General features: G+C 64.0%; 16 protein-coding genes. 11 read left to right on the top strand and 5 right to left on the bottom strand.

Annotated features, from left to right (window positions below; all coding sequences use genetic code 11):
- Window positions 1-105: 105 nt before the first annotated feature.
- On the bottom strand, window positions 106-693 hold the full coding sequence (gene mdaB, locus DGA31_RS28625) for an NADPH:quinone oxidoreductase MdaB (RefSeq protein WP_056836007.1): 588 nt from the start codon (window positions 691-693) through the stop codon (window positions 106-108).
- A gap of 177 nt (window positions 694-870) precedes the next feature.
- On the opposite strand from mdaB, the gene DGA31_RS28620 reads away from it, so the two are divergent.
- Window positions 871-1,206: a putative quinol monooxygenase gene (locus DGA31_RS28620; protein WP_109514818.1), complete on the top strand. Its 336-nt coding sequence runs from the start codon at window positions 871-873 to the stop codon at window positions 1,204-1,206.
- Here the strand turns inward: DGA31_RS28620 and DGA31_RS28615 are convergent.
- Complete coding sequence (locus tag DGA31_RS28615) at window positions 1,160-1,924, bottom strand: sulfite exporter TauE/SafE family protein (protein ID WP_109514817.1); 765 nt, start codon at window positions 1,922-1,924, stop codon at window positions 1,160-1,162. The two genes, DGA31_RS28620 and DGA31_RS28615, sit on opposite strands and share 47 nt — an antisense overlap.
- A gap of 133 nt (window positions 1,925-2,057) precedes the next feature.
- Here DGA31_RS28615 and DGA31_RS28610 point away from each other — a divergent pair, with 133 nt between their 5' ends.
- Window positions 2,058-2,936 carry a LysR substrate-binding domain-containing protein gene (locus tag DGA31_RS28610; protein ID WP_109514816.1) on the top strand — a complete coding sequence of 293 codons (879 nt, stop codon included), beginning with the start codon at window positions 2,058-2,060 and terminating at the stop codon, window positions 2,934-2,936.
- Window positions 2,937-3,095: 159 nt separating this feature from the next.
- On the opposite strand, the gene mnmH is transcribed toward DGA31_RS28610, so the two are convergent.
- Together mnmH and selD are read right to left on the bottom strand one after the other, a co-directional pair.
- Window positions 3,096-4,205: a tRNA 2-selenouridine(34) synthase MnmH gene (gene mnmH, locus DGA31_RS28605; protein ID WP_109514815.1), complete on the bottom strand. Its 1,110-nt coding sequence runs from the start codon at window positions 4,203-4,205 to the stop codon at window positions 3,096-3,098.
- On the bottom strand, window positions 4,205-5,239 hold the full coding sequence (selD, locus tag DGA31_RS28600) for a selenide, water dikinase SelD (RefSeq protein WP_109514814.1): 1,035 nt from the start codon (window positions 5,237-5,239) through the stop codon (window positions 4,205-4,207). The genes mnmH and selD overlap by 1 nt, the downstream gene beginning before the upstream one ends.
- Before the next feature lie 379 nt (window positions 5,240-5,618).
- On the opposite strand from selD, the gene DGA31_RS28595 reads away from it, so the two are divergent.
- From DGA31_RS28595 to DGA31_RS28565, 7 genes are all read left to right on the top strand, one after another.
- Window positions 5,619-6,470 (top strand): putative selenate ABC transporter substrate-binding protein, encoded by an 852-nt coding sequence (locus DGA31_RS28595; protein WP_109514813.1) that lies wholly within the window; start codon window positions 5,619-5,621, stop codon window positions 6,468-6,470.
- Complete coding sequence (locus DGA31_RS28590) at window positions 6,467-7,264, top strand: phosphonate ABC transporter ATP-binding protein (RefSeq protein ID WP_109514812.1); 798 nt, start codon at window positions 6,467-6,469, stop codon at window positions 7,262-7,264. The genes DGA31_RS28595 and DGA31_RS28590 overlap by 4 nt, the downstream gene beginning before the upstream one ends.
- On the top strand, window positions 7,258-8,097 hold the full coding sequence (locus DGA31_RS28585) for a PhnE/PtxC family ABC transporter permease (RefSeq protein WP_109514819.1): 840 nt from the start codon (window positions 7,258-7,260) through the stop codon (window positions 8,095-8,097). The genes DGA31_RS28590 and DGA31_RS28585 overlap by 7 nt, the downstream gene beginning before the upstream one ends.
- Window positions 8,094-8,861 (top strand): phosphonate ABC transporter, permease protein PhnE, encoded by a 768-nt coding sequence (gene phnE, locus DGA31_RS28580; RefSeq protein ID WP_109514811.1) that lies wholly within the window; start codon window positions 8,094-8,096, stop codon window positions 8,859-8,861. The genes DGA31_RS28585 and phnE overlap by 4 nt, the downstream gene beginning before the upstream one ends.
- Before the next feature lie 339 nt (window positions 8,862-9,200).
- Entirely contained in the window at window positions 9,201-9,407 is a 207-nt protein-coding gene (locus DGA31_RS28575) for a DUF6124 family protein (RefSeq protein ID WP_109514810.1), read from the top strand.
- Window positions 9,408-9,628: 221 nt separating this feature from the next.
- Entirely contained in the window at window positions 9,629-10,324 is a 696-nt protein-coding gene (locus DGA31_RS28570; RefSeq protein WP_109514809.1) for a DUF1963 domain-containing protein, read from the top strand.
- A gap of 125 nt (window positions 10,325-10,449) precedes the next feature.
- Window positions 10,450-11,145: a DUF1963 domain-containing protein gene (locus DGA31_RS28565; protein ID WP_109514808.1), complete on the top strand. Its 696-nt coding sequence runs from the start codon at window positions 10,450-10,452 to the stop codon at window positions 11,143-11,145.
- On the opposite strand, the gene DGA31_RS28560 is transcribed toward DGA31_RS28565, so the two are convergent.
- Window positions 11,146-11,766 carry a LysE family translocator gene (locus DGA31_RS28560; RefSeq protein ID WP_109514807.1) on the bottom strand — a complete coding sequence of 207 codons (621 nt, stop codon included), beginning with the start codon at window positions 11,764-11,766 and terminating at the stop codon, window positions 11,146-11,148.
- Window positions 11,767-12,679: 913 nt separating this feature from the next.
- Between DGA31_RS28560 and DGA31_RS28555 the strand changes: the two genes are divergently transcribed.
- Both DGA31_RS28555 and DGA31_RS28550 read left to right on the top strand, forming a co-directional pair.
- Window positions 12,680-13,498 carry a hypothetical protein gene (locus tag DGA31_RS28555; protein ID WP_109514806.1) on the top strand — a complete coding sequence of 273 codons (819 nt, stop codon included), beginning with the start codon at window positions 12,680-12,682 and terminating at the stop codon, window positions 13,496-13,498.
- Between the two features lie 190 nt (window positions 13,499-13,688).
- On the top strand, window positions 13,689-14,633 hold the full coding sequence (locus DGA31_RS28550; RefSeq protein ID WP_109514805.1) for an alpha/beta hydrolase: 945 nt from the start codon (window positions 13,689-13,691) through the stop codon (window positions 14,631-14,633).
- Window positions 14,634-14,840 lie beyond the last annotated feature (207 nt).

The raw sequence follows: 14,840 nt of genomic DNA, 5'->3' as shown, positions 1-14,840 counted from the left end.
GGCGTTTCGCAGATTTTGAAAGTGTTCACAGCCGTAAATCTGGGGCGTTTCGCAGATTTTGCGAGCGCTTCGCACTCGGTCGCGGGCAAGCGCGCTCCTACGGCGTTATTTGCCGTTGAATACCTTGTCCAGGTGCACCTCATAGCGCTGCACATCGCCTGCAATGTCCGGGCGTTTCATCACATCCACCGCCAGAAAAGTCGGCAGCGCTTGCATGCCCAGGAACTGGTTGGCCTTGTGAAACGGAAAATACACCGCGTCCACGCCCTTGGCTTCGAAGAAGTCGCTCGGGTCGTCGAAGGCTTGCTGCGGGGCGTTCCAGGTCAGCGAGAGCATGTACTGCTTGCCGTGCAGCAGGCCGCCGCTGCCGTATTTCTGCGAGGCATCGGAGCGGGTACGGCCATCGTTGGCGTACAGGCTGCCGTGGCCTTCGGTGAAGACTTCATCGATGTACTTTTTCACGGTCCACGGGGCGCCCATCCACCAGCCGGGCATCTGCCAGACGATGACATCGGCCCAGAGAAACTTCTGCACCTCTTCGGCCACGTCGTAACCGCCGTCAATGAAGGTTTCCTTCACATCGAAACCGGCGCGGTCCATAAAGGCCAGGCCAGCTTGGTGCAGGGTGGCGTTGTAACGGCCGTCGGAGTGGGCGAATTGTTTGCCGCCGTTGAGGAACAGGATCTTTTTCATGGGAAGTCTCTGCCGGTGCGCCCCGTCGAGGGGCTCGCTGAATGAATGGACGGCAGAATACCCAGCCCGTCCGACAGGACAAAGAGGCCGGCGGGCAAATCACATTTGCCCGGAAATCACGAATCGAAAGCTGATTGTTGACTTAGACTATGGTCACTTTCAGCCGAGGAGCCGCCCATGAGCGAGCGCGTCAGCTTCATTCTTCACGCCTACACCCGCCCGGAAAAGTCCGCCGAATTCGAAGCGCTGTTCAGTGGCTACGTGGCTATCAGCCGTCTGGAGCCAGGCTGCATCGAGTACCACATGCTGCGCGACCGGCAAGACCCGAGCCTGTTTATCTTCTTTGAGGTCTGGGAAAGCCAGGCGCATCTGGATATGCATTCGGCACAGCCGCACATGGCGGCCTTTGCCGAACAACGCGATGCCTTCCTGACCCGCGACTTTGAGATCCGCCGCATCGACATGCTCAGCCCTGCATCAGCAAATGCAGGCCCAGCCCGGCCATCCCGATAAAGAACACGCGCTTGAACAGCACGGCGCTGATGCGCTGGCGCAGCCATTGACCCAGCCACATGCCCAGCAGGGCCGGGGCCAGCGCCAGCCAGGACGCGCCCAGCTCATCGCCGCCCAGGGCGCCGGTGCCGGCCAGTCCCGCCGCCAGCGCCAGGGTCGAGACGGTAAATGACAGCCCCAGCGCCTGCACCAGTTGGTCGCGGCTCAGGCCCAGCGCCTGCAGGTATGGCACCGCCGGGATCACGAACACCCCGGTGGCCGAGGCAATGATACCGGTCAGCAGGCCACACAGCGGTCCCAGCCAGCGCTCGGCCGAAGCCGGAACGCTGAACGTCGGCAGCGCCAGCCCGCTCAGGGCATACAGCAACAACGCCGCCCCCAGAGCGCGAGTCATCGACGGTCCGCCATTGATGCCCAGCCACCACGAACCCAGCCCGGTGCCGACCGCGATCATCAGCAGCATGGGCCATAACCGTGCAAGCAAGCCGCGCAGTTGCCCGCCCTTGGCCAATTGCCAGACATTGGTCACGGTGGACGGGATGATCAGCAAGGCCGCTGCCTGTGCCGGCGCCATCGCCAGGCCCAGCAACCCCATGGCCACGGTGGGCAGGCCCAGGCCAATCACGCCCTTGACCGTGCCGGCCAGCATGAAGGTGCCGATGACCAGGGCGGTCAGGGCCCAGCCCAGGTGCTGATAGAAGTCGATAAGTGTGTTCATGGCGTGCAGCATGGCGCAGGCCGGACGGGTTGAACATCTGGCATATACTCAGGCAGCCTTCGGCCTGGGCAGAGGCTGATGGCCGGTTGATTGTCTTCGCGACCGTGGGTCGCTCCTACACGGCGCTTGCACCATGCATTTTGACCTTACCGACCTGCGGCTTTTTCTCAATGTCCTGGAAACCGGCAATATCACCGCCGGGGCGGCGCGCAGTCATTTATCGCTGGCCGCGGCCAGTGCGCGCATCAAGGGCATGGAGGCGTCGTTGCTCAGCCCATTGTTGGCGCGTGGACGCCGGGGCGTCACGCCCACACCGGCCGGCCAGGCGCTGGCCCGGCATGCGCGGCTGATCCTGCAACAGGTCGAGCACCTGCAAGAGGACCTGGCCGACTACGCCCTGGGTTTCAAGGGCCAGATCCGCCTGCTGTGCAACACCTCGACCCTGAGCGAACACCTGCCCGAATTGCTCGCCGACTTTCTGGTCAGCCACCCGCACATCGACATCGACCTGCAGGAGCAGCCCAGCCTGCGCATCCTGCATGCCCTGCGCCACGGCACCGCCGACCTCGGCATCGTCAGCGACGCAGTGGACGCCAGCGACCTGCAGACCCTGCCCTTTCGTGACGACCCGTTGAGCCTGGTCATGCCCCTGAATCATCCACTGAGCCCGCACACCAGCCTTCGCTTCAGCCAGACGCTGGACCATGAATTCGTGGCCCTGGCGGCCAACAGCGCGCTGGGCATCTACCTGGAAGAGCAGGCGCTGCATGCCGGCAAGCGCCTGCGCATCCGGGTACGGGCCGAGGGGTTCGACGGCGTGCTGCGCATGGTGGCCCGTGGCGCGGGCCTGGGCATCGTGCCGCAGGCGGCGGTGGCGCGCTGGCAAGGGCCGCCCGGTTTTGCCGTGTGCCGGCTCAACGAGCCATGGGCCGAACGCACCCTGTTGCTGTGCGCGGCGGATTTTGCCGCCTTGCCGGGGTATGTGCGGGCGTTGGTGGCGGTGCTGGCCTAGATCACAGGCTTCGGCTTCGGCTGTAGGAGCGCGCTTGCCCGCGACCGGCTGCGTTAGCAGTCGTAAATTTGTGGCGTTTCGTAGATTTACAGTCGTGAATTTGTGGCGTTTCCGAGATTTTGCGAGCGCTAGCGCACTCGGTCGCGGGCAAGCGCGCTCCTACGGGGGGGTGGTGGGGCGACCGCGTTGTGTCAGGTACGCCAGCACCTCGTCCTGGGTGCCGGCAAACTCGATCCGTGCCGCCTTGTTTTCGCGCTGGTAGGCGTACATCGGGTCGTAGTACTCACCCAGCAAGCCTTCGATCCAGCCACGATGCAGGTCCACCTCGCCGCTGCGGCGTTGTTCGTCGAGGGCCGCCTGCATCAGTCCCGAAAGGCGCTGATGACGTTCGCCGCCCAGGCGCTTGTGGATGTTGTCGAGGCTTTGCAGCAGGCGCTCGGCGAAGCGCTCGAAGCCGGTTTCGTCGCCATGCAATGCCATGAATTCGGCGCACAGGTCGGTCACGTAATCGCGCAGGATGCGCTCGACGCGCCCGCTGAAACTGTCTTCCAGCCACACCATCGGGTAGTGCTGCATGCCCTGGTGCAGTTCCAGCGGCACGTTGCAGCTGCCCACCAGGCGGCTTTCGTCTTCCAGCACAAACTGCTCGAGGCCGGCGGCGCGCTTTTTGAGCAGGTCGATGGCCAGGCGGTTTTCGAAGTCGATCTGCGCCGGCTGGCCGGTGGCGCGCTTGCCGAAGCTGGAGCCGCGATGATTGGCCAGGCCTTCCAGGTCCAGCGCGTTGGGCAGTTGCGTCAGCACTTCGGTCTTGCCGGTGCCGGTCATGCCGCCGAGCACCACGAAATCGCATTCGGTCACGGCCGCGTGCAGGGTGTCGAGCAGGAAGGTGCGCATGGCCTTGTAGCCGCCGGTCACCAGCGGGTAATCGACACCGGCTTCCTTGAGCCAGCGCTGCACGGTCTGCGAGCGCAGCCCGCCACGAAAGCAATACAGGTAGCCGTGCGGGTTGGCCTGGGCGAAGGCCTGCCAGGCGGCCATGCGCTCGGCCTTGACCTGGCCGCAGACCAGCTTGTGGCCCAGCTCGATGGCCGCCTGCTGGCCGTGCTGCTTGTAGCAGGTGCCGACTTTCTGCCGCTCGATGTCGTTCATCAACGGCAGGTTGAGCACGCCGGGAAACGCGCCCTTGCTGAACTCCACCGGCGCCCGGGCATCCATCATCGGCACGTCGTTGAGAAACAGGTGGCGGTAGTCGCGGGTATTGTCGGCCATCAGAACACCTCGACGGCGTGGGTCTGTCGCTTCAGCAGGGTGCCGATGGGGCTCAGTTGCAGCCCCAGTTCGGCGGCCACGGCCAGAAATTCGGCTTCGCCACCCGGCTCGACAGCCACCAGCAGGCCACCGCTGGTCTGTGGGTCGCACAACAGGTCACGCTGGGCGTCGGTCAGGCTGGCGATCTTGGCGCCGTAGCTGTCGAAATTACGCTGGGTACCGCCCGGCACGCAGCCTTCGGCCATGTAGTGCTCGACGCCCGGCAGGCGCGGCACGGCGGCGTAGTCCAGGCGTGCGGTCAGCCCGGCGCCGTCGGCCATTTCCACCAGGTGGCCCAGCAGGCCGAAGCCGGTGACGTCGGTCATGGCCGCCACGCCCGCCAGCTTGCCAAAGCGGCTGCCGGGCTTGTTGAGGGTGCACATCCAGTCGCGGGCCAGGCCGATGTCCTGCTCGCGCAGCCGGGCCTTTTTCTCGGCTGTGGTGAGGATGCCGATGCCCAGCGGCTTGGTCAGGTACAGCGTGCAACCGGCGCGGGCGGTGTCGTTGCGCTTCATGTGCTTTTTCTGCACCACACCGGTGACCGCCAGGCCGAAGATCGGCTCGGGTGCATCGATCGAATGCCCGCCCGCCAGCGGAATGCCGGCGGCATCGCACACTGCCCGGCCGCCCCGGATCACTTCACGGGCCACTTCCGGCGGCAGCACATTGACCGGCCAGCCGAGAATGGCGATGGCCATCAACGGATCGCCGCCCATCGCATAGATGTCACTGATGGCGTTGGTGGCGGCGATACGGCCGAAGTCGAACGGGTCATCGACGATGGGCATGAAAAAGTCGGTGGTCGAGACCACACCGCGCTCGTCGTCCAGGGCATACACCGCCGCGTCGTCACGCGAGGCATTGCCGACCCACAGGTTGGGGTCGAGGTTCTGTGCCCCGCTGCCGGCCAGGATGACATCCAGCACCTTGGGCGAAATCTTGCAGCCACACCCGGCTCCGTGGCTGTACTGGGTCAGGCGGATCGGCTCACTCATGGCAATGCTCTCGGTCACTGGAAACAGGTGGGGAAGTCTAGGGGGTGGGGTTGGGGGAGTCCATGGTGTTTCTGAATCGTGTGCTTACAACGTCCTGCAGGAGCGCCCCGCACGCCATGTACAGCGCCGGACCCGCAGGACCGGCTTTAGCCGGGAAGCAATAGACACTCCTGACTTCAGTCTCTGCGCCCTTCGCTGCTGAAGCAGCTCCTACGGGATGCATTCAACATTCAGCAAAATCAGCCGGTTAATTTGTGTGCAATGAGGGTCCTGAACTTTACACGCCTGTATCGGCGAAACTGGCCTTTCCCGCCCCGGCTCTTATAATCGCCGCACTTCATCGTGCATTCCTGCCTGCCACCGCCCCGGAGATTTCCCCATGTTCAAGCGCACCCTGGCGCTCGCCGCCGGCATTGCCCTGTCGTTGACCACCCTGGCCAGCCACGCTGCCGAGACTCTGCGGGTGTCGGCCATTCCCGACGAGGCGCCGACCGAGCTGCTGCGCAAGTTCAAGCCACTGGGCGAGTACCTGGAGCAGCAACTGGGCATGAAGGTCGACTTCGTACCGGTGGCCGATTACCCGGCGGTGGTCGAGGCGCTGGCCACAGACCGGCTGGACCTGGCCTGGCTGGGCGGCTTCACCTTTGTGCAGGTCAACCTCAAGACCGGCAATGCCAAGCCCCTGGTGCAGCGCGAGCAGGATGCGAAGTTCACCAGCAAGTTCATCACCAGCGACCCGAGCGTCAAGTCGCTGGCCGACCTCAAGGGCAAGACTTTCGCGTTCGGTTCTATCTCGTCCACCTCGGGCAGCCTGATGCCGCGCTATTTCATGCTCAAGGACGACATCAAGCCGGAGACCTTCTTCAGCCGCGTGGCCTACTCCGGCGCGCATGACGCCACCGCCGCCTGGGTGCAGGCCGGCAAGGTCGATGCCGGCGTGCTCAACGCCAGCGTGTGGGACAAGCTGGTTGCCAATGGCAAGGTCGACACCGACAAGGTCAAGGTCTTTGCCACCACCCCGACCTACTTCGATTACAACTGGACCGTGCGCGGCACCCTGGACCCGGCGCTGGCCGAGAAGATCAAGCAGGCTTTCCTGGCGCTGGACCCGGCCAACCCGCAGCACAAGGCAATCCTCGACCTGCAGGCGGCCAGCCGCTTCATCGAGACCCGGCCTGAAAACTACAAGGGCATCGAAGAGGCTGCCCGCGCTGCCGACCTGCTGAAATGACGCTACGCCTGTCGGGCGTGACCTTGCGTCATGCCAACGGCACCGAGGCGCTGCGCGGCGTCGACCTCGGCCTCCAGCCGGGCGAGCAGGTGGCGATCATCGGCCCGTCCGGGGCCGGCAAGTCGAGCCTGCTCAACCTGCTGGCCACCGCCCTGCCGCCCACCGGCGGCACGCTGCAGGTGCTCGGCGAGGCGCCGTGGCAGCTTTCCAGCCGCCAGCGCCAGCGCTTGCGGGCACGCATCGGCCTGATCCATCAGGCGCCGCCCCTGCCCCCGCGCCAGCGGGTGGTCACGGCGGTGCTGGCCGGCAAGCTGGGCCAATGGGGCCTGGGCAAGAGCCTGCTGAACCTGCTGTACCCGCTGGACATCGCCGGCGCCCGCCAGGTGCTGGCACGCCTGGACCTGGCCGACAAACTCTTCGAGCGCTGCCAGCAGTTATCCGGTGGCCAGTTACAACGCGTCGGCATTGCCCGGGCGCTGTACCAGGCGCCAGAGCTGTTGCTGGCCGACGAACCGGTCAGCGCCATGGACCCGCGCCTGGCCGACCACACGCTGGGGCTTTTGTGCCGGCATGCGCTGGAGCACAAGGTGACGCTGGTGGTCAGCCTGCATGCCGTGGAACTGGCGCTGGCGCATTTTGCCCGCATCATCGGCGTGCGCGAGGGGCGAATCCTGTTCGACCTGCCGGCCGCTGCGGTCGACCGCGCGCAACTCGACGCCTTGTACGCCAATGAGCAATTGGGCGCGCCGCCCAGCGTGCAGACGCCTGACGGCGTATGGGCCCCGCGATGCTGAGCCGCACACGAGCCGATCAACAACGCGACCCAGCCGCCTGGCCAAGGCTGCTGCTCGCCCTGCTGGCCATTGCGCTGCTGTGGCCGGGCATCTATCAGGCCGAGCTGAACCCGGCCGTGCTGCTGCAACCGGACAACCTGCGCACCATGGGCGGGTTCGTTGCCGACTTCTGGCCCCCGGCCCATGCGCCGGACTTTCTCGACCTGTTGCTGGAAGCCACCGTACAGACCCTGGCCATCGCCACCGCCGGCATGGCCCTGGCGCTGCTGCTGGCGATTCCGGCCAGCCTGCTGGCCAGCCGCGCGCTGTCGCTGTCGGCGGCCTCGAACGGCGGGCGTCCGGCGCTGCTCGGTCAGTGCCTGCGCTGGCCGGTGCGCGGGTTGCTGATCTTTCTGCGCAGCGTGCCGGAGATCGTCTGGGCGCTGCTGTTCGTGCGCGCCGTGGGGCTGGGGCCGACCGCCGGGGTGCTGGCCATCGCCATCACCTATGCCGGCATGCTCGGCAAGGTCTACGCCGAGATCTTCGAGTCGGTCGACCCGCGCCCGGCCCACGCCCTGCTGCAATCAGGCAGCAGCCGCTTGAGCGCCCTGCTCTACGGCACCCTGCCCAGCGCCGCCGCTGAACTGACCTCCTACACCGTGTACCGCTGGGAGTGCGCGGTGCGCGCCTCGGTGGTGATGGGCTTTGTCGGCGCCGGCGGGCTGGGCCAGCAGATCGACCTGTCGATGCGCATGTTCGCCGGCGCCGAGGTGGCCAGCATGTTGCTGACCTTCCTGGTGCTGGTGCTGCTGGCTGATCAGCTCAGCCGCCTGTTGCGCGGGCGGCTGGCATGAGGCGCGCCGGCAATCTGTTGCTGGCCGGGCTGATCCTGGCGGCAGTGATCGGCTCGTTCCGCTACCTGGACATGGACCTGCCGGGCATCGGCCAGGGCGACAGCCTGGCGCAGATGGGCAGCTATGTGCTGCGCTTTCTGCACCCGGACTTCAGCGCCGCGCATGTGCAGGCCATCGGCCGCGGCATGCTGGAGACCCTGGCCATGTCGGCGCTGGGCACGCTGCTGGCAGCCGTTTTCGGTCTGCTGCTGGCGATCCCGGCGGCCGGGCGGCTGGGCTGGCCGTTGCGCAGCGCCAGCCGCCTGCTGCTCAATGCCTTGCGGGCGATCCCTGAGCTGGTGTGGGCGGTGCTGATGGTGCTGGCCGCAGGCCTTGGGCCAAACGCCGGCACCCTGGCGCTGGCGCTGCACACCACCGGCGTGCTGGGCCGACTGTTTGCCGAAGCCTTGGAAAACACCCCGCCGCAACCGGCCGCCGCGATTCGTTTGCAAGGCGCCAGCGCCTGGCAGGCGTTCTGCTACGCCACCTTGCCGATCCTCTGGCCGCAATTGCTGGCCTACACCTTGTACCGCTGGGAGAACAATATCCGCATGGCCAGCGTGCTGGGGTTTGTCGGTGCGGGCGGTCTTGGGCAGATGCTGTATGTGAGCCTGAGCCTGTTCCAGGAAGCCCAGGCCAGCACGGTAATCCTGGCGATCCTGGCACTGGTGCTGGCGGTGGATGCGTTCAGTGGCTGGAGCCGTGGACGCTGGGTGCGCGGCTAGACCGGTTACTTGCGCTCATGAAAATGGCGGTGTTGCCGGTCGTTTCCGGCAGCCGTTTCGCTTTCATTTGTACGACATTTCCGAGAAAATCCCGGCCGCTTGCGTGTGATGTTTTCGGGCACTAGGCTGCGTGGGTCGCTGAACATCAGCGATCGGGTTTAGCAGCCTGTTGAGAGTCACGAGACATGCCAGCAACCATTTCTATGGCGGCTTCGCGTGGGGCACCTTCGGGTGCGCCGGTCTTTCTCGTGTTTCTCCCGGTCTGCTAACCCGCGTCGAAGTCGCCACCCTACGTTCGTTTAGCAGCGAGCATCCGGTGGCCCTATAGAGCAAACCGAGATGAAGACCGTAATCCCCGACCCACCCTGCCTTGAAGATTCCCTGCTCCACGTCATGAACGTGCTGCGCAGTGCCGCCGCCACCGCCTACGAATGCGCCGACAGCCTCAGCGGCAGCCAGCGTGACCTGGCCTTCTCGACCCACCACCTGATCGACCTCGCCCGCTCCGTGCTGGACGATGCCCTCAGCCGGCTGGAAACGGTGTAGGAGCGCGCTTGCCCGCGACCGGCTGCGTCAGCAGTCGTAAATTTTCAGCGTTTCCGAGATTTTGCGAGCGGGTGCGTTAGCAGTCGTAAATTTTCAGCGTTTCCGAGAATTTGCGAGCGCTACGCACTCGGTCGCGGGCAAGCGCGCTCCTACGCCCCGCAACCTTGGTGCCATTGGTACGGTCATAGCTGTCTAACAAATGCCTGTGGATAAAACCGTACATGGATATTCAGGACATCAAGCGCGAGCTGGCCAAGCCCGCCACCACCTTTGAAGCCGGTGGCTTTCGCCCGGCCAATACGATCGAGGAAAGCTGGCTGGGCCGGGTCTTTCTGTACCGTCCCGATGAAGAGCTGCCCCTGGGCGCCGACGGTCAGCCTTTGCTCCCGCTGGCGCAGTTCTACCTGCCCGCCCTGCCCTGTGTCAGCCCGCAACTGGCCAAGACCCGGGTGCTGACCGTGTTCATCGCCAAGTCATTCGGCGAGGTCTTCGCGCCGATGGGGGACAGCTGGCTGATCCGTGAATACGGCTACGACGACGAACTGGTGCGCAAGGACCTGACGGTACCGGCCTCCTTTATCAAGGCCTTCCCCCTCAAGGCCGAGAAGCTCGAAGAGGACTACCCGCTCTGGGATGGCGGCGGCGTCCCACTGCACCTGGACCGGGAAATCTGCGCGCTGATGAAAAGCGGTGACCTCGACAGCTATTACGACTTCACCACCCACAGCTACAAGCACAAGATCGGCGGCTACCCGTCGTTCTGCCAGCCGGGCGTGGACCCGGGCGAGGACTTCGAGTTTGTCTTCCAGGTGTCCTCTGACCCCAAGATCAACCTCAACGTGGTGCACAGTGGCAGCCTGATGTTCTGGAAACACCGGGTGACCGGCGAGTGGACGATTTACTACGATTTTTATTGATCCAGACCAACCCAAACCGTAGGTGCCGCTTCAGCAGCGAAGCCCTCTGCCCAAGCGCCATAAATGGGTCGGGTGACGAACCTTCGCAGCGCCTGCGAGAACCTGCTTTTTTAATGGAGTGCCGTATGGATATCGAGGACATCAAGCGACGCCTGGTCAAACCCGCCACCGAGTTCGAAGCCGGTGGCTTTCGACCGACCGATACGGTCGAGGAGAGCTGGCTGGGCCGGGTCTTTCTGTGCCGTCCCGATGAGGACCTGCCGCTGGGGGCCGACGGGCAGCCATTGTTGCCGATAGCGCAGTTCTACCTGCCTGCCTTGCCTTATGTCAGCCCGCTGCTGGCCAATACCCGCGTGCTGACGCTGTTCATGGCCGAGGAATTTCCCGAGTGCTTCGATGCCATGGGCGACCAGTGGCTGATTCGCGAATACAGCTATGAAGATGAACTGGTGCGCAAGGAACTGAGCGCGCCGGGCTCGTACCTCACGCCCTTTCCGCTCAAGGCCACCTACCTGGAGCAGGACTATCCACAATGGGATGAAGGCGGGATTCCGGAGCCGTTGTTCGAGGAAATCTGCAAGCTGGAAGCGGCCGGTGTCATCACCGATTACTTCGACTACATCACCCACAGCTACAGGCACAAGATCGGTGGCTATCCGTCGTTCTGCCAGTCCGGGGTCGATCCGGGCGAAGGCTTCGAGTTCATCTTCCAGATTTCATCGGACGACAAGATCAACCTCAACGTGGTGGATAACGGCAGCCTGATGTTCTGGAAACACCGGGTCACCGGCGAGTGGACGATCTACTACGACTTCCACTGATCAGCGTTTGCTCAGCGCCAGGCGCGCCGCAAACAGCATGAAGATCACCCCGGTGCTGCGATCCATCCAGGTGACCACTGCCGGGCGCTTGAGCACTTCGGCCAACGGCCGGGTCGCGCTGATCAGGGCCAGCGACCAGGCCAGCCCCAGCACCACATGGATGCTGACCAGCCCGAAGGTCCAGGCAATCAGCGGCTCGCCCGGCGGAATGAACTGCGGTAGGAAGGACACATAGAACACGCCGATCTTGGGGTTGAGCAGGTTGCCGAACAGGCCCTTGATAAAGCCGTTGCTCGGCTTGCCGGCATCAGCCTGCGGTGTGGCCACGCTGCGGCGCGGGCGCAGCAGCATGTTCAGGCCCAGCCAGCACAGGTAGGCCGCGCCGCAGTATTTGAGAATATTGAAGGCCAGCTCCGACACTGCAATCAGCGCCCCCAGCCCAAAGGCAACCGCCGCGCCCCAGAGCAGGCAGCCAACGTTAATGCCCAAGGCCGCACGCAACGCCTGGCGCCTGCCTTCGACCGTGGCCGTGCGCAGGATCAGCGCCGTGTCCAGGCCGGGCGTGATGGTCAGAAGAGTGGCCGCCAGGGTGAAGGCGACGAGGTTATCGGCGATGGACATCAGGCGTCTCGGCTGGGGGTGACAGGGTCGCAGATTAGCATGCACGCCCTATCGGCGGCGCTGTAGGAGCGCGCTTGCCGGAATGCCGGACCACCGCGACCGGCTGCGTTAGCAGTCGTAAATTTGTGGCGTTTCGACAATTTTGCAGGTGTTCAAAGTCATAAATTTGTGGCGTTTCGACAATTTTGTAGGTGTTCAAAGTCATAAATTTGTGGCGTTTCGACAATTTTGCGAGCGCTGCGCACTCGGTCGCGGGCAGAGCGCGCTCCTACCAGCCCCGCGCAAAAGCGACTATCAGTCAAATCCCGCAATCGCTGCTGAAACCGCCTACATAAATCCCACTGCCCGTCGCGCCACGAACCGGCACTGGCTTTCTCTCTGCTTGTACTGGGCGTATTGGTTTACCCGATGAAACCCTCGTATTACAAGACAGACATGGATAATGGCATAACCGTCTATGCCGACGTCTATGTCAATTCAGGCGAGTGGGTTTATCACTGTGAAAAAATATATCGGGTGAGCCGTACGCCCCGGCTGTTTCCTGTGCAGCACTTTCTTGAGAACGCCCGCCTCTCCACAGGTCCAATCTGGCTAAGCCCTGAGCAAAGCCGCCATGCCCTGGCGCTCATACAAACACTGACGCAAACACCCGACTGGTACATACCCTTGAGGTACGCCTCGAGCAGCCTCATGGGCGCGTAGACAGACACAATTATTACATCACCGCAAAACCCTAGACCCCGCCACTCATGGAACTCACGAGCGCGCTCTGAGCGAGGCCCTGACCAGTTGTCCCAAGCCTCAATGACAGGCCGCCACCAGCAAGGCACTCAAGCATCCGCCTTGCCGGCCGTTAAACCGATGAGTTGGGCCAGCCCAAAGGAATGCATCTCCTCACTCAAGGACGGACCTCATGCTCAATCCTCTTTCCAATCTCACCCTGGTGATCAATAACACTTCGGCCACCAGCGTGAACCGCAATGTCTTGCACACGCCCACCGGCGAAAGCCTGAACAGCGCAGGCGCATCCAGCGCCAGCGGTGTGATCGTGTCGTCCCTGGCCGGCCAGCTCAGCGAGGCTGCCGTACGCGCCGATATCCGCGAAGCCACGCTGGATCAACATGCCCTGTCGCAAAAAGCCCAGGCGTTGATCAGTGAGCTGGTGGGCGCAGGCTACTTGGCCAATAAAGCTGCACACGATGCCGAAGTCCCCGATACCGATGATTCAGGTCTGTTGGCTCGGGCCCGTCAGGCCACCGACTTTCTCAACGGCAACGCCACCAACCCGTTCGAGGACCTGTCACGCGAGCAACTGAGTCTGATTGCCTTTGATGAGAGCGATACGTTCACGGTCAATGAGCGCCGCGCCGCCTTGCGCGCCGCTGATGATCAGGAGCAAGCCTGGCGACAGGCGAATGCCCTTCAGGGCCAGGCTGATTACAAGGCCACCGGCCATGTCACCAACACCCTGAGCGACGCGCTCGAACATTACCGGTCACTGCCGGTCCTTGATCGTGCACTGTATCCGGATGATTTCGAGCACGACCTGATCGCCAAGGCTATCTGGACGATGGATGATGGGCCTTTAAAACCCATGAAGATCCTGTCGACCCTCTGGGACACCGTGAAGGATCTGTTCGAGGAAGATCGCTTCAAGAGTCCACAGGCGTCTGGTGAAACGGAAAAGACTGAGCCGTCAAACACCGACTCTTCGTTGTCACAGACGTCTTGATGCCAATGACCGGCGGCGCCGCGCGCTGACAAGACACGCGGTTCGACGGGTGGTGCCTGCTGCGCGTCAGCAGCAATGGCACACTGGACCGCCTCTGGCCCGCCCCCTGCCGTCACTTGTTCACGCCACGACCTGAACAGCAAGATCCATGGGCCATGTGCTGAACCCACATCACGCAAAGGCCCAACTCATGAGCAACGGTTTCACCGAGCGGTTCAACCTCGACAACGGCATTCGCCACTTCATGGACACCAGCCAGCGCCTGGGCGCCAGCGATGGCACGCTGGCCGGCGGGCGCGAGGCGTTCCTGCGCGCGTGCCGGCATTTCACGCCGCCCAGGCCCGAAGGCTGGGAGGTGAGCGACCTGACGCTTGGCACGCTGGCGCTGCGCCTGTACCTGCCGCCGGCGCCTGCGCCACAGAACGGCTGGCCGGTGCTGCTGTACCTGCATGGCGGCGGCTGGGACCACGGCGCGCTGGACACCCATGACTGGTTTGCCTACGCCATTGCCGAGCGGCTGCAGATCGCCATTGTGGCGGTTGCCTATCGCCTGGCGCCGGAGCATCCGTTTCCGGCGGCGCTGGATGACAGCCTGAGTGCCTGGCATGCCATTGCCGGTGGCCAGCTGCATGCAGCGCTGGACCCACACCGTGTAGTGGTAGCTGGGGACAGTGCCGGCGGTGCGCTGGCCGGGGGCCTGTGCCAGGCGTTGCGCGACCAGGGTCATGCTCAGCCGCTGGGGCAGGCGTTGTTGTATCCGGTGCTGACGCCCGTCAGCCTTGAGCCTTCGGCCAGCCTTTACCATGACGCGCCCTCGCTGTCGGTGCAGGCCTTGGCCGATGCCGTGGCCGGTTACCTGCCCGATCCTGCGCAACGGCAAAACCCATGGGCGATGCCGCTATTGGCCAGCCGTTTCGACGGCTTGGCGCCGGCGTTCATTGGCGTGGCGGAGTACGACATTCTGTACAGCGAGGCCCTGGCCTATGCCGAGCGCTTGCAGGCGGCGGGCGTGCCGGCACAGGTGCATGTGGGTAGCGGCATGGTGCATGGCAGCCTGCGCGCCCGGGGCGTGCCGGCGGTCGAGGCGTTCTACGATGTACTGGCCGGGGCGATTGCGGGGTTTGTGCGGGGGTAGTGTATGCCGGATGGCATGGGGCTCATAAGGTGAGGCTGGGCCGTGGGGGTGGCGGTGACTGACAGAACGCTATCGCCGGCAAGCCGCCTCCCACAGGAGCTTCGGTGTCTGACGTCTGCGGCGTGCGAACAATTGTCGCAGGCGCGGCAAATGGCAAGTGATGCGCTAGAATGCCGGCTCGTTAATGAGAATCATCTCCAAAACCGC

Origin of the sequence: Pseudomonas ovata (assembly GCF_003131185.1) — a bacterium.
Classification (GTDB): Bacteria; Pseudomonadota; Gammaproteobacteria; order Pseudomonadales; family Pseudomonadaceae; genus Aquipseudomonas; species Aquipseudomonas ovata.
Note: the sequence above shows the minus strand (reverse complement) of the source record. Positions and strands in the feature narration are given on the sequence as shown.